This window comes from Anaerotignum sp. (genome assembly GCF_030625865.1).
Classification (GTDB): domain Bacteria; phylum Bacillota; class Clostridia; order Lachnospirales; family Anaerotignaceae; genus Chakrabartyella.
Genome location: NZ_DAOUQB010000024.1, coordinates 22,108 through 49,013 on the forward strand (window position 1 = coordinate 22,108; position 26,906 = coordinate 49,013).

Sequence of the window (26,906 nt, forward strand, 5' to 3'; positions counted from 1 at the left end):
TCACTCCTTTTCCGGTTCGAGTTCGGCGGCTTTAAGTTGTAAATTTTCAAGCAATTTGGGGATGTTTAATCTGTTAATCGTCTCCACCGCCAACTGGTCTTTTAAGTTTTGTTCAAGTGTTTTTAAAACCATTTCTTCTGATTCCGTTTTAGCTTTTTTAATCATTGCGCTAACTTTAGAAGCAAGTTCTTTTTCCAAATATTTATCGATAAAATATTCATTTATAGAGATTTTTCTGTCTCTTTCATATCTAGCTTCGCTACCATCACTATCAAACACCTTACGATTCAAAAATGCTTCGTAACGCTCGCCTACATATTCGCTCATGGATTTATACTCTATCTCACTTCCCCAAGTGCTTTTCTTGCAAGGGATTTTCATTTTTGAAATTTCACCTTCGCAAATCATTTTGATAAAATCGTCAACTTTTTGCTGGATAATTTCTTCTGATTGTTTGATTTTTTCGGAAATTACATCATCAACGGCCTTTACAGATTCTTCGGTTGCTTTCTTGAGTAGTCTTTCTTTCACACCCGAAATCACTTGCGCCTTTATTTCATCATCGATAGAAAATTCTTCGTCTTCTATCCAATCAAGTTCTACTTCAATATTAAATTTTGCCATTTGACATCCTCCTAATTATGTTCTACAATTACAGTGACTTTTTATCAATGTCCCTTTCTGGTGTTGCAGCACCTATGGGACTTTTTTAATTTCATTATGTCCTGCGTAATTTCATCTATCTGCACCACGAGTGACCATGTAACAACCACGATGATAAAACCGCACAGTATAGGCCAACTTGTCCACAGTGCATCTATAGCGGCATAAATAAATGCGATATTAGCCGTAATTGCAACCAACCATATAATTAATGCTTTGATAGATTGAATGGCTCTACGACGCTTATAATTGGTCATAGTTATCAACTCCAATCTGCTTCTGGTTCTGCTTCTGGTGACACAGATTCTTCCATTTCTTCTTCATCCAGTACGATTTTACAAAAACCCCTTTTAAGTTTTAATAAAGTAACTTCAAAGCCGCTCATATGTCTTAAACTTTCAATATCGGAGCCTAATTTAAAATCAATATCCCATTTTTCGCCATCAAATCTCGACCAGTTGCTAATGGGAATCAAGAAATTCATATTTTCGTCATGTTCGCACTCGAAAATGATGTTTGCCTTTTTAATGTCAGACCATCCGCGACCTTCTTCGTGTTCAACAACCATCGTTACATCAACATATTCATAGCTGGGGCCATCGTCAAAAACAACCTCTAACCCATTTGTTTCGACTTCTTTCGCAACATAATTGCACCACATCCCGAATAGTTCAGAAACCTTGATAACCCTGCGACTTTCATCTTCAATCATTAATTCTTTGAAGTTTTCCAATAACTTTTTGTTATCAACCAAAGCCGTACTGTTGACGATTTCGGTTAAAATTGAATCAAGTTTGATTAAGTGAGCGGAAAAATCGTGACGCTCAATTGCAGGAATCATAATCTCTTTGATTTTTTTCTCGATAACTTCGCCTACATCGCCATAACTTCTAAATAATTTTTCCATGGCATTGCTCACGCCACTTTCCAGCTTTTCAGCAATGATTTTTTCGATAGTGCCATCTGACAATTTTTGCTGAATTACGTCTTTGATGCTTTCTTCTAAGTTCATTCCTTATCCCCCTCAACCATCGTTCTGAATTCTGCCAATTTTTCTTCTAACGCGGCTGTCAATTCCTCGCCGTATTCGTCAATGTTAATCCGCTCTTTGATGCGGTCTAACAGGCTTGTTACCTCTATAGCGGAATGGTATGGTTTAAAAATAATCGTGCCGTTTTCGATGAAAATTTCCATCGGATCACCATTCTTAATTCCCAGCGCGTTCCTCGCTTCGGCTGGGATGCAAACTCTGCCTAAATCGTCAATTTTGCGTATAAATCCTATCATGTGTTTTCCTCCTTTTCGAATAATGTTATCTGTGCATCTTCGAACGCGAATCTTTGCTCAAAATCATGCACGGTCGTTCCATTTGGTTTAAATGTTACAGGGCTATCATTGTCCCATTTCAGCATCAACGCCCAATATTCGGGATATTGCTTGCGGAGCAAATGTAATTGCGCTATTGGTTGATTATGGCAGAACCAGCAGCCACCTCTTGCTGAATGTGCATAAATTGGGCTTAAAAGGTCTAATTCTTCACATATTTTTCTAGCTTCTGTTTCGGATACTCCGCACTCAACTAATGGCGATATTTTACGTTCTGTTAAGTTATGGAAACGATTGGGTTCATCTGCAGCTATGCCAATGTAGGCAATGTTGTTTCTATTGAGTTTTTTTAATTCCGGTATTTTAACATCGCTGTTACACCAAGGTGCGCGAATGGACGGGAAACCATATATTAAACCTACTCGTTTTCCTCGCATATACCGCCTATAAAAATGATGCTCATAGGTTTCTTTGTTGTGAATATGCTCAACCTCAATCCCATACCGTTCTTTAATAATCTTGTCCGCTTTTTTCTTAAACTCCATCATTGGAGGCAAATCCGCTGGGATTGTATCCGTTGCCATGATTTCAACATGTACAATCCTGTCCAGTGGCATATTATGCTGTTTTATTACTTCCAGCATGGCTATACTGTCTTTGCCGTACGAAAGGCTCGCTATGTACTGCAATTCTTTTCCTCCTTTTCGCTCTGCACCTCGGGTAATAATACCCATGCGACGTATCGGTTGTATTTGCGACGTTCCACTTTTCGCCGCATTCAGAACAACATATGTAGCGTAATTGGGATTTCAATATCTTCACCACCCTTGTACAATCCGCTGATACAACAACGCTTTTTCTGCTTCGGTGCAGCCTTGCGTATGTGGGATAAATCCCAACACTTTTTCTTTGTCAGGCTCGCCGAATAAGGAAAGAAAGAACTCCGCTATTTCCTCAGGCGTGCCGTTGAGTTGCAAATTTAGGTTCATGTTATTCCTCCTTTAATAACCAATGCGCTCTATGGTGTCTGTACCGTTTTGAAAGGGTTAGTAACAGTGTATCTATTAAAAACCAGTACAAAATAAAATCTTTCATTTAAAACTCCTTTCTTGAAATGCTTTAATATGTATTACTCCTGTGTGGTGACCGTTCTTCTCTCGTCCTATACTGTCTTATCTTTCATCAACTGCGCGGCTACTTCGTTTGGATTAAGTCTGTATTCCTCGCAGAACCTATCCAGATTAATGTAATATGTATATCTGCTACTGCGCTTTAATGCCGTTCCCCATGCGAAATCGCCCATTTTCAACCCATCCCTTACAAACTGCTCGTTTGCTCCCATGAGAATGGCGGCTTGTTTTGTGGTTAAGCGTTTTTTCATAGTGAATCACCTCGATTCAAAAACAAATTGATAAAATAAACTTGTCCTTTGCCTGTGACTTTGGTTGTTTTATTAATACTGGTGTGTCCGTCGGAATGGCATACGGTTGTTTCTTTGGTTTTAAACAAAGACATTTCCATGCTCTTTTGTGTCGGGCTATTCCAATCTGTCCCTTTGCGCTTGATAAGATAACCTTTGTCTCTAAGCCATTCAAAAAGACGTTTTTCGCCGATTTCGATGCCGTTCTGCTTTAACAATTTCGCTAACTCTCCAATCAAAATATCTGACTTTGCGGTTGATACTGCATCAGCAAAAATAACTTTTGGCTTGTCCTGCTCAATTTGTGCTGTCAAGCTATGTATTTTATGGTCTGCAATCTGCAACGCTCTAGCCATTACTTTTTCTGGACTATTCCAATCCTTTTCAAGTTGGATAAAATACTGTCTGGCTTGTTTGCCTTTTTCGTTGCGTTGGAGCATGGAAATCTCTTTCGCCATTTCGATAGTGAGTTGGTGGTCTTGACTTGGTCTGCCGCCTTGGGGTTTTACTGAAATTTGAGTAAAACTTGTAAAATCAACATTTTCAGCAAAGCCATACTCGACCATTCTTGGGAACCAATCGTTATATCTTTCTTTTACTCCCAAAAATTCGTGTAGGTCACGCCCTAAAACTGTTGGACGGTCTGAGTTGCAATTTACTTTTATTAATTGGTTCACTTGCATTCCTCCTTTCTAAGACGCTTTGTTGTCGGTAACTTCTTGCTCGAACAGATAGAAAAAATCACAGTTGAAAAGATTTAACATTGCGGTGATTTGTGCCCTGTTGAAGTTTCCGTTCTTTTTCTTGGATTCATATGTAAATCTTGCAATTCCAAGTTTTTCGGCCATTTGAGCATTTGTAAGACCTAATCTCTTCTGTTCTGCTTCAAGGTTTCTAAACATATTTTCATCTCCTTTCACATATACTAAAGTTTGCATTTTGCAACTTCCAATCACAGTATAGTTGCATTTTGCAAACTTGTCAATAGCTTTTGTTAAAAAATGTTTGCATTTTGAAAACTTTTTTTATTGACTTCCATTTATTTAATGATGTACAATTTAAATACATTAAGGAGGATGCAATATGTTATTTGGAGAAAAAATTGCGGAGGCAAGAAAAGAAAAAGGAATGACACAAGAGCAGTTAGCGGAAAAGATAGGCATAGCAAAGTCTACGCTAACAGGATACGAAAAAGGAAATAGAGAGCCGGATTTATTAAAAATAAAAAAATTGATTTCAATTTTGGAAATTAATCCTGATTATTTATTTGAAACAAACAAATATAAAGAGGAAAAACCAATTGACCAGCCCACCTTCTCCCCTGACACGCTGGCAGTGGCTGGGGTTTATGAATCCGCAGATATAAGGACTCGAAACAAGGTTCGCTGTATCTTAGATATGGATTTATTAGAGAAAGAGCCGTATGAGGAACAGGACAATTGGAAAGAAACGTCTTAAAATTTGAAAAATTTAAGCGTAGAAAAAATTACCCTACCTTATGGTAGGGTAGATGGAGGATGATATAATGAAACTACCAAACGGATATGGCTCCGTCTATAAGCTGCAAGGCAACAGAAGAAAGCCATTTGTGGCAAGAAAAACAGTAGGGTTTGAACAGAATAAGGAAAAGAAAAAGTCCTACCCAGTGTATCAAATTATCGGGTATTACGAGAAAAGAAGTGAAGCCTTGGCGGCTTTAGCGGAATTCAATAAGAATCCATACGACATTGAAGCGAGGAATACTACTCTTGCGGATATGTACGAAACATTTAAAAAACGACGCTTTGACAAAATATCAAAATCAGGCAATGATATTTACAATGCCGCCTACAAGCATTTAAAGCCCCTGTGGGATTGTAAAATAATTGACCTTAAAACATACCACTTCCAGGAGTTAATTGACAACCTAGACCGAAAACGGCAAACCAAAGACCATATTAGGACATTGTTAAATCAGATATTTGATATTGCCATAGAGTTAGATATTTGCAACAAGAATTATGCTAAATTTATCACATTGGAAACGAAACAGAAATCGGAAAAACACAAGGCGTTTACCAATGAAGAAATAAAGTTAATTGCGAATAATGTGGACAAAGTACCAAATATGGACATTGCCCTCATGTTAATTTATACAGGGATGCGCCCGAATGAATTATTGAAAATGAAGAAAGAAGATGTGTTTTTAGAAGAGCGGTATATGGTGGGTGGTTCGAAAACCAAGGCAGGAAAGGACAGAATTATTCCTATCCACAAAAAAATACTGCCATTAATCGAAAAACGATATAGTGACAGTAAAATTTATTTGATTGAAAGCCAAGGCAAGCATATTACCGTAGGTGGATATAGAGACAACCTTTGGCAAGATACCATAGTAGCCTTAGGATTGAATAATTTGCCCTATGATTGTCGTCATACGTTTGCGTCCTTAATGAATACGGCTGGGGCTAATTCGCTCGCTACAAAGCTAATTATGGGGCATAGTACACAAGATATAACAGATGGCACATACACCCATAAACAGCTTGATGAATTGCTAAAAAATATTGACCTGTTGGAATGATATTTGTTACTAGCGTGTTACTAATTCATAAATATTCATCCATTTATACAGCTTGTTAATTGCCTGTAAAATCAATGTTTTCTCCATTTTTACAGGCGTAAAAAATCATAAAATATTTAACAAAGATTTAAGCTTTCTATAATTTTAAAGGAAAAACTTGCTATGATACATAGTTTTTTTATAATTTCCACCGATTTTGAAATAAAACGTCATACTTGAAATACTCATTGTCTTGTTCTTGCCAAAACAAATGCAATTGTTTTATGGAAATAAAATCATCTTTCTTATTTAATCACTTTACGAATATCATCAATATGTCCTAATACCATAAGGTGTTCTTCGGCATGAAAAGTATAGTCAACCCGAGGCATAGGGTAAATTTGCTCCCCTATTTTTGTTGCCATGATATTCATATGATATCGTTTTCTAAAATCCAGTTCACTAATGGTTTTCCCAATCCATTCTAGCAACGGCTGTATTTCCATAATATAAAAACCATCTGAAATTTCAATACAATCAAAAATATTATCAGAACTTGCCCGAACAGCAACACGATCCGCACCATTTTTTTCAGGATAAATAACCTCGTCCGCACCATTACGCACTAAAAACTTCGCCTGTATATCCTCGTCTGCCTTACTGTAAACTTTTTTTGCTCCCATTTCTTTTAACAAACTCGTAATTTGTAGACTATTTTGAAAATTTGTACCCATGCAGACAAAACAAGCGTCAAAAGAAGAAACATCAAAACTGCGCAGTACATCAGGGTTGGTACAGTCTCCAATTTTAGCACTGGTAACATACGGAAGCATATCCTCAAGATTCTCTTGTTTCTGGTCAACAATCATGATTTCGCAATCCTGTTTCTCAAAGCTTCGACACAAATGGTGCCCAAAAGAACCCATGCCAATAATTAAAAATGCTTTCATATCATCTCACCTTTATCCGATAATAATTTTCTCTGTAGGTAACGTAACGGGGGGTTTTGCCTTTTTTTCCAACAAGGCCGATGCCAAAGAAACACTTCCCACTCGTCCTAGGAACATCAATAACGTAATCACACAAGCCGAAGCAGCCGTTAGCTCCCTGGTGAGTCCCGTGGACAATCCCACCGTTCCCATAGCCGAAAATACTTCAAACAGCACATCTATCCCTGAAAAGGGTTGTATCGCACAAAGGAGCAAGGCTCCGATCAAAGCAACCCCCAGATTAATTGTAAAAATAGAAACTGCCTTTCCCAAGGCATCCACCATAAGGCTTCTTCCAAAAACATTTGCATGAACTTCTCGTTTTGCCCCTGAAATCATATATAGTATCAAAACAGCAAAAGTTGTGGTTTTGATCCCCCCCGCTGTTGACCCGGGGCTACCACCAATAAACATTAAAAGCATTGACAGCAACTTGCTTCCTTCACTCATCCCAGCGGTATCAATGGTATTAAACCCCGCCGTTCTGCAAGTAACGGACTGAAACAAGGCCGTTAAAACACGCTCTTTCATGGGTATCCCAACCCCTGTTGCGGAACGCTCTAAAATAAAGAACAAAAATGCACTGCCAAATATCAAAATAGCTGTAGTGGCCAATACGATTTTTGTGTGCAAATAATATCGTCTCCACTTCAAACGATGATTATAGACATCTTCCCATATAAAAAAACCAATACCGCCAATAATAATCAAAGCCATTATTGTAAAATTAATCAAAATATCATCAGAATAAAACACCAGGGAACCAAAGGGTTCTTTTATTCCCATCAAGTCAAACCCGGCATTACAAAAAGCAGAAATCGAATGAAATACACTGTAAAATAAACCTTTTGTAAATCCAAACTCAGGAATAAAACGAATGGCCAACAGTGCCGCCCCAATTCCTTCAATGATAAAAGTCCCCGTAACAATTTTTCCTGCCAGTTTTACAATTCCGCCTAATTGGTATGCATTAATGCTTTCTACCATTACCTCACGCTCACGTAAGCTTATTTTACGTCGAACCAGCAACATAAACCGCACACCAATGGTCATAAATCCCAGACCACCGATTTGAATGAGAAACAAAATCACCGTCTGACCAAACAAGGTCCAATGGGTACTGGTATCTACCAACACAAGCCCCGTCACACAGGAAGCGGAAACAGCGGTAAACATTGCCTCCAGCAGTGTAGAACTTCCATCCATGGTGGAAATAGGCAACAATAACAATATCGTTCCAATCACGGCTACACAAAAATAGCCTAATGCAACAATTTGTAAGTTGGAGAGACGCAAGTGTCTTTTTCCATACTTTTTCATAAAAACAATCTCCCCCATTCATTGGCCTAAGGGCGTTCTGCTTCGATTTTTCTTTTTGTATCCTCTACCGCCGCCAAACGCAGACGCAATAACACGGAATCCGCCTTTTCTGCTTCTAGCCTGCCATAAGTCTGATTTAATTCATATTCCAAAGGCAACCAGCTGGAAATAGGCGCTTCATTATGCTGAATCACCGCCTCCAACTTGTCCAAAGCTTTATAAATTTTAGCCTCTTTCGTTTCTAATGTCAACATTTCTTCAAATAATGTCTTAAATTTATCTCTTTGAGGCTGGGGTAAGGTATCCATCAGTCCAAAAACCATCTTATCTTCATAAACAGAATCCGCCTGCGTTTTCAAGAAGGATGGAATATCTCCTGTAATTGCCTCTCCCAAATCATGCAGGATACACATTCGTATGATTTTGTTGAAATCCGCATCAACAATCTCATCCTCCAACAAAAGCGCCATTAACGAAACACGCCAGCTGTGTTCTGCCACACTCTCTGGCCTTCCCTGGCTTGTTACCGAGTGTCTTGTATTATTTTTTAAATTTTCTGCAACATGAATAAAATCAAAAAATTCTTTTTCTGTCATTTTCCCGACTCCTCTTTGATTGCCTTCTTCCAACAACGATAGCACATGGGTCGATAACTTTCATTTCCTCCCAAAAAGACTTGCTCGCCTTCCGTCACAACATGACCCTCCTGGTCTAACCTGGCATTAACCGTAGCCTTTTTGCCACATGCGCAAACCGTCTTTAATTCAGAAATAGAATCTGCCAACTCGAATAATCTGGCACTTGCCGGAAAAAGCTTTGTGCGAAAATCCGTCCTTAGTCCAAAGCAAAGAACAGGTACATGGTATGTATCCACAATTTCTCTTAATTGGTCTACCTGTTCCGCCGTTAAAAATTGTGCTTCATCAATAATGACGACTTCATAAAATTCTTTTTCCCGTGCCTGAAAAACTGCAAATAAATCCTCATTTTCTTTTATAGCATCACCCGTTTGCTCTAAGCCTATACGACTCCGGATGACATTTAAACCATCTCTTGTATCTCTTGCAGGCTTAATCAGCCAAACTCGCATTCCTTGTTCTTCATAATTAAACTTTGTAATCAACGCCTGCGCCGATTTTGAGCTCCCCATTACTCCATACTTAAAATACAACTTAGCCATATTAACCCTCCATTAGTATTTCCATTTTTCCGTTCTTCATCATATCATAAACACCAAGAAAATTCGAGTTTTTTCTTTCCTGGAATTTTCTGCGTAAAAAAAAACAGGGATAAAACATCATCCCTGTTCACTCATAAAATTAGAATTCCGGTTCAATTAGACCATAGGATCCATTCTTTCTCTTATAAACAACATTTACCTCGTCAGTCTCCCCATTGCGGAAAACAAAGAAACTGTGTCCAATCAATTCCATCTCCATAACAGCCTCTTCGGCATCCATGGGCTTTACTTCAAAATGCTTTATCCTTTCAATTTTGTACAGAGGATCATCATCCAAATCAGTCTCCGGAACCAAAATTGTCTGATATTCTGCCAAATAGTTGTCTGAATTCTGACGTACCTTTGTGCGCATACGTTTTTTATAACGAACAATCTGTGAATCTAAGATATCCACTGCCTTGTCCAAAGCAGCCATCATATCTGAATCACTTACTTCTGCGCGAATTATTCTCTTGTTCATAGGAATCGTCACTTCTACGGTTGAAACAAGCTTCTCCAAACTTAAAGTAATGGTCGCTACAGCATCCTCAGGAAACAGCTTTTTAATACGATCCATCTTGCGCTCTACGGATTCCTTTGTTTTGTCCCATACGTCAATGTTCTTTCCGATGATGTTATATAACATAAACAACAACTCCCTTCGTGATCCCTTAGCAGGATCTTGTTCCATTTCCTCTTAATTTTTAAAGAGGATATATAAAAGGCTACCCTTTTATAATATTATAATTCGCCATAAAAAGAAAAAATCCTTTTATCCCGAAGAAAAAAAACAAAAAATTCTATATTTTTTTATTTTCCCAACTTTTTTTTTGGAAAGAACACAAAAAAAGTGTACATTCTCGGCGTTCGGTTTACAAAAAATTATTTTTCTCTAAAGCTAATTTCGAATTATAGTATAATTTGTCCTAATTTTAGTATTTTTTTTCTTCGACAAAATAAGGCACTTCTTGTTTTTTTCTACAGGTTGTACCCATGGCTTCCTGTGGATAATGTGTATAACTTTGTGTATAACTTGAAATGAAAGGATTTTTATTGTGGAAAAAACAATGCTGTTTTCCACAAAATTCACAAATTAAAAAATGTTGTGTTTCGACACCAGCTCTACATAAAACTTTTTATCTCTGTTCGCAAATATTTGTTCTTCTTATTTTTTGAACAGAATTTTTTCGTTTGTCAAACGCTTTTTCTCCATTTTGCACGAAAAATTTTTTTCAATTCACATCCTCCAAATAGGGTATTATGAAAAATTATAGCTTGCTACAATCCCACAGATTTTCATTTTGCCATCCTTTGTTACCCCTCGATCACCTTGCTCGGCTCCATTTCCATTTAAGCATAGTAAAAAAATTACACCATCAAGGCTGATAGGATTTAATCAATCAAAATAAGCAGACAGCTGTTTTTGCTGTCTGCCCAAAACGATTTGCAGATTTATATTCTTCTTACTTCATAGCTCTCTTATATTCTTCCATAGCATATAAATATGCCTCTTTCGTTTCTTCATCAAAGCAAACCATTACCACCTGTTTAAAGAAAGAATCCTTCTGTAAAAACTCACATATGGTTCTTACTGCAACCTTCGCCGCACGTTCAACAGGAAAACGATACACACCAGTACTGATTGAAGGAAACGCAATGGTTTTTACCCCATTTTCTTTGGCAAGGGACAAGGCATTTTTATAGCAGTTTTCAAGCAACTGATCCTCTCCCCATTTACCACCTCTCCAAATAGGACCTGGCGTATGAATGACATAGCTGGCTTTAAGTTTGTAGCCCTTTGTAATTTTTGCCTCACCGGTCTTACAGCCACCAAGGGCTTTACACTCTTCTAAAAGTTCTGCCCCGGCAGAACGATGGATTGCACCATCCACGCCGCCGCCCCCCAAAAGGGACGTATTTGCTGCATTTACGATAGCGTCAGTTTTTGCCTTTACGATATCTCCTTTTATGATAGAAAAACGTTGCATATCCATAACCCCCCTATCTCTGGAAACAGCTATTCCTTTATGGTTCATTGTAGCTGTTTTCTAAAAGTTCGTAAAGGCATTTTTGCAAAAAACTATTTTTTTACATATTTTCTTCTGCATTGAGTAGAATCCTTAATCCTGAACCGTCTTTTCAGGATCCACAGTTTCTCCGTCTTTTTCAACTGCAAATTCCACATGACTACCTAACGCAACCGTATACTTTGTAGGTTCACCTACCGTACCAATTGTTTGTCCTTTTGTTACAGTCTCGCCGACTTTAACGGAAATATCATCCGCCAGCTGACTGTATGTAGTCAGCCAACCGTTATCATGCTCAATTATAACGCTGTTTCCCTGCTCTTCATCTTTTGTAATTTCCTTTACTTTTCCTTTTTCCGAAGCTTTCACAGCTTCCCCTGCATCGGCAGAAATACTTATGCTGTCATTGGTATGATACTGATTCAAGGTCGGGTCATAAATGGCACAATCGACACTATAGGGCATTACAACCTCCCCCTGAACAGGATAATCAAAAACAGGCTCTGACGTTTCCGTCTTGGGAGTGGAATCTGGCTGGGTAGCAGGGGGCGTATTTTCTTCATTGCTCTGTGTTTGTTTTTGCTGCTTGGTCTCGTCTACCGTAGGAGTTTGGGCTATGGTAACAGGTTGTAAATCTCCCACATCCACTTCACTCTCCATTAACTGAGACTGCGTTGCCTGCGGCACTGTCTTTTTATAGTCCATTGCCTGCCAGACGACGCCTGCGCCAACTGCTAATAAGCAAAGGCATCCGCAAATTGTTGTAGTCCACATTAATGTTCTTTTTTCTTTATTTCTCATTATTTGCACCTCCAAGGCTATTGTTGCCAGCCTTTTTGGCTTTTATGCAATATTTTCAAACGAAATCCCCTGATAATAATGACATAATATTTCCCGATAATCCATGCCATCCTCTGCTAAAAAAGATGCACCATATTGGCTCATTCCTGCACCATGACCATAACCATGGGTTACAAATACAAAACAATCTCCTTGTCGCTCCACCTCAAAATTTGCACTGCGCAGCCCCAGTGCCTCCCGAACTTCTTTGCCCGTTAGAATTAAGCCGCCTACCCTTATTTTTTGAATGTAACCCGCTTCAGATCTTACTATAATATGAAACGCTAACTCTCCTTCATTTTCATTCAATTCTCCATATTCTTTCAATTTATCCCAAACATCTTTTGCTGAAATGGTACAAGTATACTCATTATTGGGTGCATTTTTATCCTCTTCGCTATCAACGCTTTTTAAATAGGGCAAAGCACTGGTCCATACATTTTCGGATGCCTCTGTTTTACCGGCACTTTGCGCATGAAATACCGCCAAAATCGGCTCACCATCATAAACCATAATTTCCCCTTGGGTTTCCTTTACCGCTTTTCGGATTTTATTTGCATTTTCAATATAATTTTCTCCCCATTTTTTCTTTTGTTCTACAACAGAATTATAAGCTTGTCCTACATCATAAAGCACTTCCTCTGAACCCACCTCCTGCATTTTTCGCACTTGATAGGTGCGGGCGGCTACAGCTTGCGCCTTCAATGCTTCCTCAGGAAAGGATGCTGGCATTTCTGCAGAAACTACCCCTACAATATATTCCTCTAGTTCTGGCGAAAACACATCCTCAATTCCAATTAGCGTTTTTGCTTCCTTCACCTCTTCTGGAGAAAATCCTCCCCAAAGCATGGTAATCAACAACGGAAGAATAATCACCGCTAATATAATATATCCAAATAGGATTGCCAAAAGCTTCTTTGCCATACGCTCACTTCCTCTCCTTCCAACATATGAACGAGAAAGAAGTTCCATGCTTTTCATCGAAAAGTTGTGCTGCAAAATAAGCTTTTTGAAACCCATTGAAAACTCATGTTAAAGGCGTTGGGTTTAAATATTTTTTATGTCATTTGGCATTTTCATAGTGTCATCTTAAAAAATAATCTTATAATAGGCTTAAACTCCAAACAAATATAATGAAACATACAAAAAGCCCAACTGCATCACTCCCAATGTGTTCTGCAATTTGGGCTTTTCAATTGTAACAAACATTTTACCAGTGGTTCCCTTGATCATACCAACATGAAACCGTTAAATCTTAAACCAAAATAGCCAGATTCCCAGTGCCGTAAAAAAAATGCAACCAATGATACCAATCTTAGCATCCCGCCTATCAATTCTGCGTACCCGTTTTAAAAATTGAGAACTATCCAATTCCGTAATATACTGCCCGCCAAAAAGTCCGATTTTTGTCTTAAGGTTTAATATCGGCTCTTTCTGCAGCATATAAAAAGTACGGCGAGTCATTCTAAAATGATAGGTAATACCATTTTGGATTCCCTCCAAAAAATAACCTTTTCCAATTCCTTTTTCCACACCGCTTTCACTGGCAATATAAAATTGGCACGACAAGAGGGTAAGCTCCTTTTTTTTGCAATATATTCGCTCTATTGTTGTAAATACCATTTGGGCAAATACCCAATTCACTGCCAACATCGGCGCCAACGTTAGCAGCATAGTCCAAATATTCCACCGATCACTTTTCCATCCTTGCACATTTAACATATATCCTTGAATTTGCGCTTCTGCAAAAGAATACAAGAACATGGCGAACAAAATTGCGTATAACATACCAAATACAATGCTGTGTCGCTTTCTAAGCTTCGTATTCCACATCTTTACATCCAGCAGTGAACGTCGGCAAACCAAAAACATCACAATACAAATTAATACCATTAAGCCGTTAATTTCCAAACCGCTTTCATAGGTAATTGTCATTGCAAAAATAGGCATTAACCATATACAAATAACGGTCCATCCCCACCTGCCAGACGTAGCGGAAATAAAAATACACCAATATATTATTATCAAGGTGACAAAGCCCAACCACGCCATATTACCTTCTCCTTAACTGCAAACTTAGATGCCTCTAAAACTGTCGGGACGGAACGTACTCCGACGGCGACTGGTTTCAATCTGCGCCAAAATTTTTTCTTTATCTCGATTTAATGTACCGCCTAAAGCAGTATAATTCGATGCATGATTTGAACGGAACATGGTGCCTTCTGCATCTACATTGCGAATAAACAATTCTGTCTCATCCAAAACTTCCTGGGGGTCCAAAAGTTTAATTTCACCTCTTTGCACCTGATCGTATATCTCCGTGCCGGGTTCCACCATTAATGTCAAGAAACCAACATACTCGGGCTTAATTGCAGAAATAACTTTTGCACTGCCCAAAGCATGCTCCTTCCAATATTTTTTTCCGCCTAACCCGGAAATCACAGTCATAGAAAGGGTCATCCCCGCTTCTCTGACTTTTACCCCAGCCTCAATCATCTCAGCGGCAGTAACACCCTTTTTCACATCTTTTAAAACCTCATCCGAGCCGCTTTCCAGCCCCATATAAACCATATCCAAGCCGGCTTCCCGCAAAAGGCGTAAATCTTCCGGGGTTTTATTCAAAATATCCTTTGGCGCACCATAAACAGAAATACGTTCCACTTCAGGAAAATATTCGTGGCACTTGTCAATAATATACAGCAAATCTTTGGTCTTAACAATCAGTGCATCCCCATCTGCAAGAAAAATTCGACGCACTTTAATACGGCTATAATAGTTTCTTGCCATTTCCAGATCTTCCGCCACTTCTTCTAAGGGGCGAATACGGAAGATTTTGTCTTTATACATATTGCAAAACGTACAGGTATTTCTGGCACAGCCAATGGTAAGCTGAATAATCAAACTTCCAGCTTCACTTGGTGGTCTGTATACCGTTCCTTCATATCTCATTATATCATCAACTCCTATCATCGTACTATTTTATCTATTATACAGGGATTCCCATGAAATTATCAATACCCATTTCTTACAATTGACAGATAACATAATTTTGAATATAATAAAGCTTGTACTTTTGGTTTTTGTATATTGTTTTACGGTGGTTTGAGCAAAGGAAACCTTGAATAAAAATGCATCCTTCCGGTTGTTTTTGTCCTTGGATATTTTTGCTTTTTGCATCTTAATCCAATAAGTATAACAAGGGTCGAGTATTCTCGGCACACCCATTCCTTGTCAATATTTGGCGGGTTACAATATACGAAGCAAAAAAGAGAGATTATCTTTGATAATCGAAAACGAGGGCAGCTTTTGCGCCCTTGTTTTTTTATTTTAAAAATATTTTATTCTCAAACAAAAATCCCTCTGTTGCTGTGGTATTTCTACCAAAGAAACAGAGGGGTTTTACTTAATTAAATCATTTTTTCGCAGACTGTAACAAGCCATCACTGTTAAACGTAAGTTTTACAGTTTTGCCTACTGCCAAGTCATTCAATTTATCTGTATCAATGCCGCTGATGCTAATCGTTGGCTTATTAACGGTATTAAACGTAAATTTATGGCCATCTGCTGTGAGAATTCGTAATGTGTGGTCATCCTCATCATATTCCTGGAAGGCGCCCTCAGCAGCTCTGGTATAAACGTTAATTCGCTCAACCATATCCTTTTCTGTTAAACTCACTTCTGCATATATAGTAATATCTTCATCATCTATTGCCTCTTTTACACGGTCCAAAGAAGTTGTTGTCATACTAAAATTATGAACCTCTGTATCCGAGCGGCTCATCCATCCGTAAACTTTAGAACTTCCCGTAAATTTCAAACCGTTTTCAGCGGATTCCGCAGTCCCTTTTTCATCAATAAGCCCTTTTTCATAGGCATTTTCATTAACTGCAATTTTTTGCACAATGCCATCGCTATCAAAGCTTAGTTTGAGAGTAGAACCTACATAGCCCGATGTTCCAATATCCTCGTAGGTATAATCATCCGTTCCTGTAGATGGCTTCCTTTTTGTGGTAAAGGTGATTTTTTTACCATCACTGGTTATAAGAATCAGTTCTCTTTCATCAATATCGTAAGAATCTAACTTGCCGATGGCAGAAGTCGGTCTTGCTTCAATAGACTGGATCACATTTTTGCTGTCAGCCTTAATCTCTGCATAAAGGGTAACCCCGCTGGATTCTGCCATCTTTTTAAATACTGTTAAAGAACTTACTTTAGAGCCTAGAACAGTTAGAGGATATTTTACCGTATTTCCGTCAGAATCCGTACCAGTAATGGCATCCACATCTTTATCCTCACTAATTTTTACATTATATTGGTCTAATAAAGTATAGGACACAGAGGAATTTTTAAATTTCAAAGTATTTCCGGAAAGTGAAGCAATCTCCGCCTTCCTCTCTGCGACGGAGTCATCGCCGGATGCCCATGCAGATTTTTTTGTAGACAAATATACCTTATTTATTTTCCCCCCGCTGTTAAATAACACCCAGGAATAGACAGTTTCATCATTTCTATCGTTTGTATCAAAGTAGCTTTCTGCATTGGAAATTTTGCACGATACCCACTCTTCGTCATCGTCATCCCACTTGTAAAAAGTAATATTGGATACAGGGTTTGTAGAGCCAAATTTATAAGTTATCTTGTCATCGCCTACTCCCAAAATCATTTGAGAATCCGTAAAATTCTTCACCTTATAAGTTGTTACGGAAGTATTGTTGTCAGCAGTAAAGCTTTCCTCAGATACTACTACTTTTGTTGCTTTTCCTTCTTTGTTTACCGTAACCTTAGTATAAACAGTTCCGCTGTTTGCCAAAGACTTCAACTGTGACAAAGAAACAGACTTATCATTATTGTAAAATTTACATGCAGAATCAAAATAAATCATATTGGTAGCACTTGAGTCGGTGGGGCTATAGGTAATATAGGTATTTTCCATATTTTCTACAGTACCCGTTCTTGTATATTGTTCCGAAAAAGTCACATAAACCTCTGTAACAGTAGTCTTTTCCACCTGGGTTGTGTATCCGCTGCTGTCTTTGCCTTTTTCAACGGTGGTTTTGGTATTAATGCCTGCATAAGCATATTTATCATTGTTTTCGTCTAATTTTTCTTCCAGTTCTGATCTTCGAACACTTTTGTTATCTAAATAAAACAGACATCCACTTGCAAAATCTAATTTTTCACTTTCTCCGGTATTATCATTCTCAATAGTAATTACATCACTCTTTAAAGAAGTGATATAACCTGTGATATTATATTTTTCCTGCATGGTAGATCCTTCTTGCACACGTATTGTTTCCAAAGAACCACTATTATAAGTAAAACTGATCTTATCCCCAGACTTTAAACGTGATAGAGACAATTCCTGCTTGGTGTTTCCATTATAAACCTTTACAAGGTCAGGCACCGCATAAAAAAACAATGAATCCCCGCTATCTGTTTTTATAGTCAGTTTATAGGTACTGCCACTTCCCTCAAAATCAGTAATCGTTCCTGTGGTCTCCGTTCCATTTTTTAATATTTCGTAGGCTTTATTCAGCATGACAGCCATTTCTGCACGATTAATATTATTTTTGGGATTAAAATTATTGTTGTTGTCCCCGCTTATGATTTCAAGACGTGCCAAAAGATCGACTAAAATAATGGAATCGGAAGAAATACTCCAAGAATCATTAAATTTTTTGGCTGCCTGTGTATCTCTATCTATGTCGTAGCGTACTGCCATTGCATTACCAAACATCTTTGCAACGTCTTCTCTTGTAGCAAGATTACTGGTTTTGCCACTCATAAACTTTGCCACATCTGCTGTGGTAATAATACTGTTTTCCAACCCGTAAGAAACAGCACTTTGTGCCCAAGTTGGAATATTATATGATTGCATAAAAGAAGTATATTTGTATTGTACCGATGCATCCATCTGTTTCGCTGTTCCAGTTTTTACTAAAACAGAATATAACATTTGGATTGCTTCACAATATGTAACGTTATTTTTTGCACGGAATGTGTTATCCTCATATCCGCTTAACAATCCTAAATCGGCAACGCTATTAATGACTGTTTTTGCGCCATCCCATGGGACATCGCTGATATCTTTAAAATTTGCGGCATATCCTGTCACTCCCATGCAGGAAGATGCCATCACCGCTGCCAAAGCCAGTGCCATTTTCTTTTTCATGAATTTACCCCCTTATATTCTTTTGGAGATTCCATATTTTACTCTTAATCACAAGTTTAACATATATTTTAAGACATGCCTAGACCTTTCCATCTTAAGGATTTATTAATTGCTTACAAATTAGCAGAAAAAGGAATTTTTTTTCTTACAAATTTACCATAAACACCAAAAGTATCACATTTATGAAAATAGTGGACATTTTTTTCTTTTATTATTGAGGAATAAATTACCACATATTTAATAAAAATTTGGCTCTTTATTTTTTTTAAAAAAGCCCAGTTTTTGTAATTTTTATTGACAAGAAATTACAAAAGCTGAGGCTTTTTAACCTTTTGGAATTCAATTTTCTTCATTTATTTTGCTCGTTTTCGTTCCATCTCTTCCACCAAAGAAACAATTTTTTGGTTGGTGGTGATAGACGTATTATTAATATATTCATCCGCCTGCCGTGCAGCATTATCCGCTTCCCGGATAATTCTGGTGGCATCATCCTCCATTCCCTCTTCTATGCGTAAACCAATAATTGCCGTATGCCCTTCAACAACTACCGCATTTCCAGAAATCCCATTAATTTGATGTAGCAGATTTTTAATGCTTAATGCTCGCTCCTGAAACGTTTTTTCACCTAACATTTCATCTGCCTTGACTAAATGCGCTCCAGCCAAATTATTCTCTGTTACCTTTGGAGAACATCCACTGCAAACTAATATTGATAATATAATAGCACTCAGTTTTTTCCACATTTTTCGCCGCCTCCCTTTTTCTTTAGTATGTCATGAAAACAAAGATTTATGAAAAGCAACTTATGGCTGAAATTTTTGAATTTTGCCCTAAAATAGGGTATACTTATTTTAAATACGAAGGAGGAAAATTCATGGAGTCTAAAACGAGAAACCATTATCGTATTGCTGTAAAGGATATTCATGCTTCACCAGAAAACGGAATTTATATTACAAAAAACGAAGCAGCAAAATTTTGTATTTTTGGTAGTATTCTATTTTTATTTTTAACAATTTTTGCTGCTTTCCTAGGAAAAAAATAATGTCTGCCTTACTTCTTCCTTGCCAATTCATTGCCTTTTCGTTATAATGATTTCAGTATGAGCGAAACCCATGGAAAGGAAGAATAACATGAAACTCGGTATTGTAGGTCTGCCCAATGTGGGCAAAAGTACCTTATTTAATTCAATGACATTGGGAAAAGCAGAAGCGGCAAATTATCCATTCTGCACAATCGACCCTAATGTAGGCGTAGTAACCGTTCCCGATGAACGTTTGACAAAATTGGCTGAAATGCACACATCCGCAAAAGTTGTTCCCGCAGTAATCGAATTTGTTGATATTGCAGGCTTGGTTCGCGGGGCAAGCAAAGGAGAAGGATTAGGAAATAAATTCCTCTCTCATATTCGTGAAGTCGATGCCATCGTCCACGTTGTCCGTTGTTTCGAGGATGCCAATGTGGTACATGTAGACGGTTCTGTTGATCCCATTCGAGATATTGAAACCATCAATTTGGAGTTAGTATTCTCCGATTTAGAAATTTTAGATCGCCGAATTGCAAAAACGGGAAAAATGGCAAAAGCAGATAAATCCTTACAGCATGAAATGGATATTTTGCAAAAATTGAAAGACGCTTTGGAACAGGGCATTTCTGTAAGAGCAATGGAATTTGATACCCCTGAAGATAAAGCTTTTGTAGAAACCCTTACGTTGCTCACTTCAAAACCCGTATTATACGCAGCCAATGTACTGGAAGATCACTTGGCTGATGACGGTGCTAGCAATCCTTTCGTAGAAAAAGTGAGAGAATATGCCAAAATTGAAGGTAGCGAAGTATTTGTACTTTGCGCAAAAATTGAAGAGGAAATTTCAGATTTAGACGAAGCGGATAAAAAAGAATTTCTGGAAGAATTGGGTGTGGAAACCAGTGGTCTTGACCGTCTGATTGCCGCAAGCTATAAACTTCTGGGCTTGATCAGCTTCTTAACTGCCGGGCCTCAAGAAACTCGTGCTTGGACAATTGTAAACGGAACAAAAGCGCCCCAAGCGGCAGGCAAAATTCATAGTGATTTTGAGCGTGGCTTTATTCGTGCGGAAGTTGTTGCCTATAACGATTTAGTACATGCCGGTTCCAATACAGCGGCAAAAGAACAAGGCTTACTTCGTTCTGAAGGCAAGGATTATGTTTTCAAAGACGGAGATGTTGTTCTCTTCCGCTTTAATGTTTAATTTTTAAAAAATCTATAGAAACCCCTATTTTCATAAGAAAATAGGGGTTTCTTTTGTAAAAGGCAATAAAAAAACGATAACCATCTTTTATATGATTATCGTTTACTCACGGACTATTTTAAATGAATAAGTTACTGTGCTTCTTCATTATTTTTATCTTTTTGGGTCTCATCAGAAGAAACTTCTTCTTTGGGACTTTCCCCTTCTACCAGCTCTTCTGCAACCTGTTCTGCTTCTTTGTTTTCTTCATCTTCCTCCAACAAATCGGCATCATAATCCCCCAGGGTGGATTTCAAAAAACTTTCCGCATCATCAATTTGCTCCAACTGCATTTGTAACGAATTAAGAACCGACTCAACATTTCTAGCATATTCTTCTTCTTCGGCTGAAGGGGTATTGTCTACAGGGGCGGTCTCTGCTTCCTGTTCTTCCATTTCATCCTCGTCAGTCCAGTCCTCAGCGTAATCTCTGTTTTTTCTTTCTTTCATTTTCTCACGGTAATTTTTTACATCCGTCTTGAAACCATCCATCATTTCTGCCATACGGAACGCCGTACTTCTTACTTTAGGTTCAAAATCCTCAGCCTTTTCAGAAGCCTTATTCGCCATATCTTTTACTATTGGCTGAATTTTTTCCGCCTTTTCTCCTACCGCTTTGGCTACAGAGTTTAATGCCTCCCCAGCTTTACCTAGAGCATCACCCACGGTTTTACTGATTCCATCTTTATCAATTCCTGAGCTGCTTTGCAATATAATTAATAATCGCTCTGCCTCATCAACATTGATAATTCCTTTTTCCAGCATATTCAAAATTGCCATGCGTTCTTCCTTCATAGGTTGTTCCTCCTCTTCTTTGGAGTTGTTACAAATATAATATTCATCAGGTTTATTTTCGCTTTTTCCAAAGACAAACAAAATACTTTCCACAATACGTCTTGACGCCTGACCGTCACCAAAAGGATTTTTCGCTTGTGCCATTTTTTCATATGCCCCTTGATCATCCAAAAGCTCCTTGGCTGCAACATAAATGGCTTCCTCATTGGTTCCCACAAGCTTTAGCGTCCCGGCTTCCACTCCTTCCGGCCGCTCTGTAACATTTCGCAGAACCAAAACCGGTTTGCCCATAGAAGGAACCTCCTCTTGTAAACCGCCGCTATCGGTCAAAACAAGAAAGGATCGGCACATTAAATTATGCATATCCTTTAAATCCAAGGGTTCCGTCAAATGTATTCTTTCCATCTGACCAAGGATTTTATGCACCGGTTCCATTACCGCAGGATTTTTATGTACCGCATAAACAACCTCTACATCGGGATATTCTTCTACCAAACGCTTAACGCTACGGCAAATGTTTTCCAAAGGGTCCCCAAGATTTTCTCTTCTATGGGCAGTCATAGCGATAACACGTTTGTTTTGAAAATCAATATGATTCAACTCTTCCACGGAAAAGGTATATTCTTCTTCAATGGTGTGAGATAACGCATCAATCACCGTATTTCCCGTGACAAAAATACTGTTTTCATCAATATTTTCTTTTAAGAGATGTTCCTTTGCCAAGGGGGTAGGTGCAAAATGCAAATCCGTCAATGCCCCTGTCAACCGACGATTCATCTCCTCAGGAAATGGCTGATATTTATCATAGGTACGCAATCCCGCTTCCACATGGCCTACTTTTGTTTGGTTATAATAAGCTGCCAACGCCCCCGCAAAGGTAGTCGAGGTATCTCCATGTACCAAAACAATGTCCGGTTTCTCCTTGGAGATCACCTCTTCCAGCCCCGTTAACGCCCTCGTGGTAATTCCAGCCAGTGTTTGGCGTGTCTGCATAATATCCAGATCGTATGCAGGTCTGAGATCGAAAATCTCCAGAACCTGATCCAGCATCTCTCTGTGCTGTGCTGTAACACAAACAATACTTTCTATTTGTTCATTTTTTTCCAATTCCTTCACAAGGGGGGCCATTTTGATTGCCTCCGGTCTTGTTCCGAAAACACTCATTACTTTAATTTTATTCATTGTACGAGCCGCGCTCCTTTATATCTAATTTGAGCTTTTATTTAATGTAATTTGTAATGGAACCAATGCCATCAATTTCGCATCTTACCGCATCGCCTTTTTGCAGAAATTTGGGAGGATCAAAGCCCATGCCAACCCCTGCGGGAGTACCCATAGCAATCATAGTACCTGCCTTCAGCGTCATGCCCTGAGAAAGCTGGCTAATCACTTCTGCAATGCCAGTAATCATCATGGCTGTATTACTATCTTGTCTTAACTCATCATTTACAAAACAACGAATCCCCAACGCCGGTGGATTCTCAAACTCGTTTTTCGTCACAATCCAAGGCCCTATGGCTGTAAACTCATCTAAGCCTTTTCCAAAATACCATTGTTTATGCGCAGTCTGTAAATTTCTTGCACTAAAATCATTGATAATGGTATATCCAAAAACATAATCAAAGGCATCTTTTTGGGAAACATTTCTTGCATCCTTGCCAATGACTACGCCCAGCTCAACCTCATAATCCAAGCCATCCACGATGTCCCAATGGCCATCAATCATCTCTTCATCGGAAACAGCAAGATTTACACGCTTAGAAAAATAAATGGGAACCGGTCTTTCCCCACCAAATGCTTCATCATGGAACTTCGCAGCTTCCTCCGCATGGGCATAATAATTAATCCCCAGACAAATGATATCCTGCTTGGGAACGGGAATGGGAGAAATGATCTTTACCTCTCTCACAGGGATACCCCGCATCAATTCCTTATTTTTCTCTAACTTTTTTTCTTTTTCCGGTGTCATCAAATCTAAAAATTCATTCATATTATGTGCAGTACAGCCCAGATAATTTACAGGCACTATTTCCAAACCATCATTTTTCAATACACCGACTTCTACTCTGCCACCACGTTTAAATGTTAAAACCCTCATATCAAACACCCTCCTTTTTTCCGTTTTCTTTCGTAAACGAATTTACTTCTAGTATACATCATACCATAAAATATGTACAAAGCAAAGAACATTCCTAAGTTTCAAAAAGTATACACATGCATATAAGATACTTCCCCCTCTCGATTTTTGCATAAATATACTTCCCCCATTCATTAATCCCATTAAAATTTGACAAAACTTTATTGCAGAAAAGAGGCATTTTAAGACTAATAGACAAAAATTCTCTTTTGTTTTTATTTTTGCTGTTTTCTATTGCATTCTATTCTTTCATTATGTATAATTCATTTATATTATTCATTTGGAATTCATTTTTGAAATATAAGGAGGATAAAATAATTATGAAAGAAAAAATTGTATTGGCATATTCCGGCGGTCTTGATACTTCCGTTATTATTCCCTGGTTGAAAGAAAACTATGATGCAGAAGTAATTGCTGTTTGCGGTGACGTTGGTCAGGGCAAAGAAACAGACGGCTTAGAAGAAAAGGCGCTTCGTACCGGTGCAAGCAAGCTTTATATAGAAGATTTGACAGAAGAATTCATCACAGACGCAATTTACCCTTGTATCAAAGCAAATGCTGTTTATGAAGGCAAATACCTTTTGGGTACATCCATGGCAAGACCCATTATCGCTAAAAAATTGGTTGAAATCGCAAAAAAAGAAGGCGCAACTGCAATTTGCCATGGCGCAACAGGAAAAGGAAACGATCAGGTTCGTTTTGAATTAACAATCAAGGCTTTGGCCCCCGAGCTGAAAATCATCGCTCCTTGGAGATTGGATACATGGGGTATGGAAAGCCGCGAAGATGAAATGGCTTACTTGGAAGCAAGAGGCATTCCTTTCCCCGTAAAGAAAGATGATTCCTACAGCCGTGACCGCAATATCTGGCACCTGAGCCATGAAGGTTTGGAATTGGAAGATCCCGCAAACGAGCCAAACTTCAAACATATTCTACAGATGGGCGTTTCTCCCGAAGAAGCACCGGATGTACCTGAATATGTAACCGTTGCTTTTGAAGCAGGTGTACCTGTGGCAGTAAACGGCGAAAAAATAGCTCCCGTTGCTTTATTGACAAAACTGAATGAAATTGGCGGAAAAAATGGTATCGGCATCACAGACATTTGCGAAAACCGTGTTGTAGGTATGAAATCCCGTGGTGTATATGAAACTCCCGGCGGCGCCATTCTTTACTATGCACATCGTGAATTAGAATATCTTTGCTTAGATAAAAAGACACAGGCTTTTAACGAAGTTGCAAGCAATAAATTCACAGAATTGGTATACAGCGGCGAATGGTATACCCCATTAAGAGAAGCTCTCAGTGCTTATTTTGATTTTACAAACGCCACTGTAACAGGCTCTGTAAAAATGAAACTGTACAAAGGAAATATTATTTCCGCAGGCTCCACATCTCCTTACAGCTTATATAATGAATCTATGGCAAGCTTCACAACGGGCGAGTTGTATAATCATAAAGATGCAGACGGATTCATCAACCTGTTCGGTCTGCCCTTAAAAGTTCGTGCAATGATGATGCAGAACAACGAAAATAAATAAAATCAGGAAACCTTCTTTGGGGCTTTGCCCCATACCCAAATGTCTTTAAAAGACTGATCGGGTTTGGGACAAGGCTCTTTCATTTTTTAATAAGAAAGGATGCATAAATATGAAACTTTGGGGCGGTCGCTTTACAAAATCCACCGATAGCTTTACCGACCATTTCCATTCCTCTATTTCCTTCGACAGCCGTATGTATCATGAAGATATCACTGGAAGTATGGCTCACGCAGCAATGCTTGGCAAACAGGGCATTATCCCTAAGGAAGATTCGGATTTGATTATAAAAACCTTGCAGGAAATTCTTACGGATATTGAAAATGGCCATATAACCTTTGACGAAAAAGCAGAAGATATCCATATGAACGTGGAATCCATTTTAATCAGCCGTATCGGCGATGTAGGTAAACGCTTGCATACAGGTAGAAGCAGAAACGATCAAGTGGCTTTGGATACCCGCATGTATACCAAAAAAGAAATCAAAGCAATTCAAGCTTTGGTAAAAGAACTGATGACAGTTTTGAACTCCCTGGCTGAAAAGCACACGGAAACCATTATGCCCGGCTATACCCACCTGCAAAGAGCCCAGCCTGTCACCTTAGCACATCACCTTTTGGCATATATCGAAATGTTCAAGCGTGACTATGACCGTTTGGCGGATAGCTATAAACGTACCGATGTACTCCCTTTGGGCAGTGGTGCTTTGGCCACAACAACTTACCCCTTAGACAGAGAATTTGTTGCTAAACAATTAGGGTTTTCTGCGATTACGCAAAACAGTATGGATGGTGTTTCCGACCGTGATTTCTGTATTGAATTGGTTTCTGATCTGTCCATTTTGATGATGCATTTAAGCCGTTTCTGCGAGGAAATTATTCTCTGGAGCAGCCACGAATTCCGTTTTATCGAATTGGATGACGCTTATTCTACAGGTTCAAGCATTATGCCCCAGAAGAAAAACCCCGATATGGCTGAATTAATCCGCGGCAAAACAGGCAGAGTATATGGTCACCTTATGGGATTTTTGACCACCATGAAGGGCTTACCTTTGGCTTACAATAAGGATATGCAGGAAGATAAAGAGGCATTGTTTGATGCCATAGATACCATAAAAATGTGCGTGCCTGTCTTCACCAATATGATTGCAACGGTTACCGTACGTGAGCATAATATGCTGGAGGCAGCAAAAGGCGGTTTTACCAACGCCACAGATGCAGCTGACTGGTTAGTAAAGCAAGGCGTTCCTTTCCGTGATGCCCATGAAATTATTGGGAAACTGGTTTTATACTGCATCCAAAACAACACCAATCTGGATGACCTTTCTCTGGAAGAATATAAAGCTATCTCCCCTGTATTTGACGAAAGCGTTTATGCCGCAATCTCCGTAAAACAGTGTGTTGAAGCTAGAAACGTAATTGGCGGCCCCGCAAAATCGGTAACCACCATGGCAATCGAAGCAAATAAGGCTTATCTTCGTTCTTTAGTATAAATAATTACAACCACCTGCTAAGTGAAGTTGTAAAATGAAAGTAGACAAGGAATATGACCACCTTGCCTACTTTTTGTTTTATAATTATTTTGAAAGGATGTGCTATTATGGGAGTTCCTAAAGGAACCAAAAGAAGAAATTGGACTTATGAAGAGAAAATGCG

Annotated in this window: 28 protein-coding genes; 6 read left to right on the plus strand and 22 right to left on the minus strand. The window is 38.6% G+C overall.

Features of this window, described 5'->3' with window-relative positions; all coding sequences use genetic code 11:
* The 8 genes from P9Q65_RS08430 to P9Q65_RS08465 form a co-directional block, all read right to left on the minus strand.
* The gene (locus P9Q65_RS08430) at positions 1 to 624 is read right to left on the minus strand and encodes a hypothetical protein (protein ID WP_304508953.1); all 624 of its coding nucleotides are present in this window, start codon (positions 622 to 624) and stop codon (positions 1 to 3) included.
* Positions 625 to 925: 301 nt separating this feature from the next.
* Positions 926 to 1,675, minus strand: a complete 750-nt coding sequence (locus tag P9Q65_RS08435) for a hypothetical protein (RefSeq protein WP_304508954.1) — start codon at positions 1,673 to 1,675, stop codon at positions 926 to 928.
* On the minus strand, positions 1,672 to 1,950 hold the full coding sequence (locus P9Q65_RS08440) for an AbrB/MazE/SpoVT family DNA-binding domain-containing protein (RefSeq protein WP_304508955.1): 279 nt from the start codon (positions 1,948 to 1,950) through the stop codon (positions 1,672 to 1,674). Before P9Q65_RS08440 ends, P9Q65_RS08435 begins: the two co-directional genes overlap by 4 nt.
* On the minus strand, positions 1,947 to 2,678 hold the full coding sequence (locus P9Q65_RS08445) for a hypothetical protein (RefSeq protein WP_304508956.1): 732 nt from the start codon (positions 2,676 to 2,678) through the stop codon (positions 1,947 to 1,949). Before P9Q65_RS08445 ends, P9Q65_RS08440 begins: the two co-directional genes overlap by 4 nt.
* A gap of 129 nt (positions 2,679 to 2,807) precedes the next feature.
* Positions 2,808 to 2,978 (minus strand): hypothetical protein, encoded by a 171-nt coding sequence (locus tag P9Q65_RS08450; RefSeq protein WP_304508957.1) that lies wholly within the window; start codon positions 2,976 to 2,978, stop codon positions 2,808 to 2,810.
* Between the two features lie 173 nt (positions 2,979 to 3,151).
* Positions 3,152 to 3,370 (minus strand): hypothetical protein, encoded by a 219-nt coding sequence (locus P9Q65_RS08455; RefSeq protein ID WP_304508958.1) that lies wholly within the window; start codon positions 3,368 to 3,370, stop codon positions 3,152 to 3,154.
* Positions 3,367 to 4,086, minus strand: coding sequence for a phage antirepressor KilAC domain-containing protein (locus P9Q65_RS08460; protein WP_304508959.1), 720 nt, complete (start codon positions 4,084 to 4,086; stop codon positions 3,367 to 3,369). The genes P9Q65_RS08455 and P9Q65_RS08460 overlap by 4 nt, the downstream gene beginning before the upstream one ends.
* A 15-nt stretch (positions 4,087 to 4,101) precedes the next feature.
* Complete coding sequence (locus tag P9Q65_RS08465; RefSeq protein ID WP_304508960.1) at positions 4,102 to 4,311, minus strand: hypothetical protein; 210 nt, start codon at positions 4,309 to 4,311, stop codon at positions 4,102 to 4,104.
* A gap of 181 nt (positions 4,312 to 4,492) precedes the next feature.
* On the opposite strand from P9Q65_RS08465, the gene P9Q65_RS08470 reads away from it, so the two are divergent.
* Positions 4,493 to 4,867, plus strand: a complete 375-nt coding sequence (locus P9Q65_RS08470; protein ID WP_304508961.1) for a helix-turn-helix domain-containing protein — start codon at positions 4,493 to 4,495, stop codon at positions 4,865 to 4,867.
* Positions 4,868 to 4,934: 67 nt separating this feature from the next.
* Entirely contained in the window at positions 4,935 to 5,972 is a 1,038-nt protein-coding gene (locus P9Q65_RS08475; RefSeq protein WP_304508962.1) for a tyrosine-type recombinase/integrase, read from the plus strand.
* A 284-nt stretch (positions 5,973 to 6,256) separates the two neighbouring features.
* Here the strand turns inward: P9Q65_RS08475 and P9Q65_RS08480 are convergent, their stop codons facing one another.
* From P9Q65_RS08480 to P9Q65_RS08535, 12 genes are all read right to left on the minus strand, one after another.
* Positions 6,257 to 6,901: a potassium channel family protein gene (locus tag P9Q65_RS08480; RefSeq protein WP_304508963.1), complete on the minus strand. Its 645-nt coding sequence runs from the start codon at positions 6,899 to 6,901 to the stop codon at positions 6,257 to 6,259.
* Positions 6,902 to 6,913: 12 nt separating this feature from the next.
* A complete protein-coding gene (locus P9Q65_RS08485) occupies positions 6,914 to 8,260 on the minus strand; it encodes a TrkH family potassium uptake protein (protein WP_304508965.1) in 1,347 nt (448 codons plus the stop codon).
* A 26-nt stretch (positions 8,261 to 8,286) separates the two neighbouring features.
* A complete protein-coding gene (locus P9Q65_RS08490) occupies positions 8,287 to 8,856 on the minus strand; it encodes an HD domain-containing protein (protein ID WP_304508966.1) in 570 nt (189 codons plus the stop codon).
* On the minus strand, positions 8,853 to 9,440 hold the full coding sequence (locus P9Q65_RS08495) for a thymidine kinase (protein ID WP_304508967.1): 588 nt from the start codon (positions 9,438 to 9,440) through the stop codon (positions 8,853 to 8,855). Before P9Q65_RS08495 ends, P9Q65_RS08490 begins: the two co-directional genes overlap by 4 nt.
* Before the next feature lie 139 nt (positions 9,441 to 9,579).
* A complete protein-coding gene (gene hpf / locus P9Q65_RS08500; protein ID WP_304508968.1) occupies positions 9,580 to 10,125 on the minus strand; it encodes a ribosome hibernation-promoting factor, HPF/YfiA family in 546 nt (181 codons plus the stop codon).
* An 817-nt stretch (positions 10,126 to 10,942) separates the two neighbouring features.
* Positions 10,943 to 11,467, minus strand: a complete 525-nt coding sequence (locus P9Q65_RS08505; protein WP_304508969.1) for an O-acetyl-ADP-ribose deacetylase — start codon at positions 11,465 to 11,467, stop codon at positions 10,943 to 10,945.
* Positions 11,468 to 11,599: 132 nt separating this feature from the next.
* On the minus strand, positions 11,600 to 12,307 hold the full coding sequence (locus P9Q65_RS08510) for a M23 family metallopeptidase (RefSeq protein WP_304508970.1): 708 nt from the start codon (positions 12,305 to 12,307) through the stop codon (positions 11,600 to 11,602).
* A 42-nt stretch (positions 12,308 to 12,349) separates the two neighbouring features.
* Positions 12,350 to 13,270 carry a stage II sporulation protein D gene (gene spoIID, locus P9Q65_RS08515; RefSeq protein ID WP_304508971.1) on the minus strand — a complete coding sequence of 307 codons (921 nt, stop codon included), beginning with the start codon at positions 13,268 to 13,270 and terminating at the stop codon, positions 12,350 to 12,352.
* Between the two features lie 324 nt (positions 13,271 to 13,594).
* Positions 13,595 to 14,398 (minus strand): hypothetical protein, encoded by an 804-nt coding sequence (locus P9Q65_RS08520; RefSeq protein WP_304508972.1) that lies wholly within the window; start codon positions 14,396 to 14,398, stop codon positions 13,595 to 13,597.
* Between the two features lie 24 nt (positions 14,399 to 14,422).
* Positions 14,423 to 15,295 carry a radical SAM protein gene (locus tag P9Q65_RS08525; protein ID WP_304508973.1) on the minus strand — a complete coding sequence of 291 codons (873 nt, stop codon included), beginning with the start codon at positions 15,293 to 15,295 and terminating at the stop codon, positions 14,423 to 14,425.
* A gap of 463 nt (positions 15,296 to 15,758) precedes the next feature.
* The gene (locus tag P9Q65_RS08530; protein WP_304508974.1) at positions 15,759 to 18,518 is read right to left on the minus strand and encodes an S-layer homology domain-containing protein; all 2,760 of its coding nucleotides are present in this window, start codon (positions 18,516 to 18,518) and stop codon (positions 15,759 to 15,761) included.
* A 353-nt stretch (positions 18,519 to 18,871) separates the two neighbouring features.
* Positions 18,872 to 19,261 (minus strand): YhcN/YlaJ family sporulation lipoprotein, encoded by a 390-nt coding sequence (locus tag P9Q65_RS08535; RefSeq protein ID WP_304508975.1) that lies wholly within the window; start codon positions 19,259 to 19,261, stop codon positions 18,872 to 18,874.
* 131 nt (positions 19,262 to 19,392) lie between these two features.
* Here P9Q65_RS08535 and P9Q65_RS08540 point away from each other — a divergent pair, with 131 nt between their 5' ends.
* Together P9Q65_RS08540 and ychF are read left to right on the plus strand one after the other, a co-directional pair.
* Positions 19,393 to 19,560: a hypothetical protein gene (locus tag P9Q65_RS08540; protein WP_304508976.1), complete on the plus strand. Its 168-nt coding sequence runs from the start codon at positions 19,393 to 19,395 to the stop codon at positions 19,558 to 19,560.
* An 88-nt stretch (positions 19,561 to 19,648) separates the two neighbouring features.
* Positions 19,649 to 20,746, plus strand: coding sequence for a redox-regulated ATPase YchF (ychF, locus tag P9Q65_RS08545; protein WP_304508977.1), 1,098 nt, complete (start codon positions 19,649 to 19,651; stop codon positions 20,744 to 20,746).
* A 131-nt stretch (positions 20,747 to 20,877) separates the two neighbouring features.
* Here ychF and wecB read toward each other — a convergent pair whose 3' ends face one another.
* Both wecB and P9Q65_RS08555 read right to left on the minus strand, forming a co-directional pair.
* On the minus strand, positions 20,878 to 22,761 hold the full coding sequence (gene wecB, locus P9Q65_RS13445) for a non-hydrolyzing UDP-N-acetylglucosamine 2-epimerase (RefSeq protein ID WP_330695311.1): 1,884 nt from the start codon (positions 22,759 to 22,761) through the stop codon (positions 20,878 to 20,880).
* 37 nt (positions 22,762 to 22,798) lie between these two features.
* On the minus strand, positions 22,799 to 23,677 hold the full coding sequence (locus tag P9Q65_RS08555; protein ID WP_304508978.1) for a fumarylacetoacetate hydrolase family protein: 879 nt from the start codon (positions 23,675 to 23,677) through the stop codon (positions 22,799 to 22,801).
* A 359-nt stretch (positions 23,678 to 24,036) separates the two neighbouring features.
* Here P9Q65_RS08555 and P9Q65_RS08560 point away from each other — a divergent pair, with 359 nt between their 5' ends.
* Both P9Q65_RS08560 and argH read left to right on the plus strand, forming a co-directional pair.
* On the plus strand, positions 24,037 to 25,254 hold the full coding sequence (locus tag P9Q65_RS08560) for an argininosuccinate synthase (RefSeq protein WP_330695312.1): 1,218 nt from the start codon (positions 24,037 to 24,039) through the stop codon (positions 25,252 to 25,254).
* A gap of 109 nt (positions 25,255 to 25,363) precedes the next feature.
* On the plus strand, positions 25,364 to 26,743 hold the full coding sequence (argH, locus tag P9Q65_RS08565) for an argininosuccinate lyase (RefSeq protein WP_304508979.1): 1,380 nt from the start codon (positions 25,364 to 25,366) through the stop codon (positions 26,741 to 26,743).
* The last annotated feature ends 163 nt before the right edge of the window (positions 26,744 to 26,906 follow it).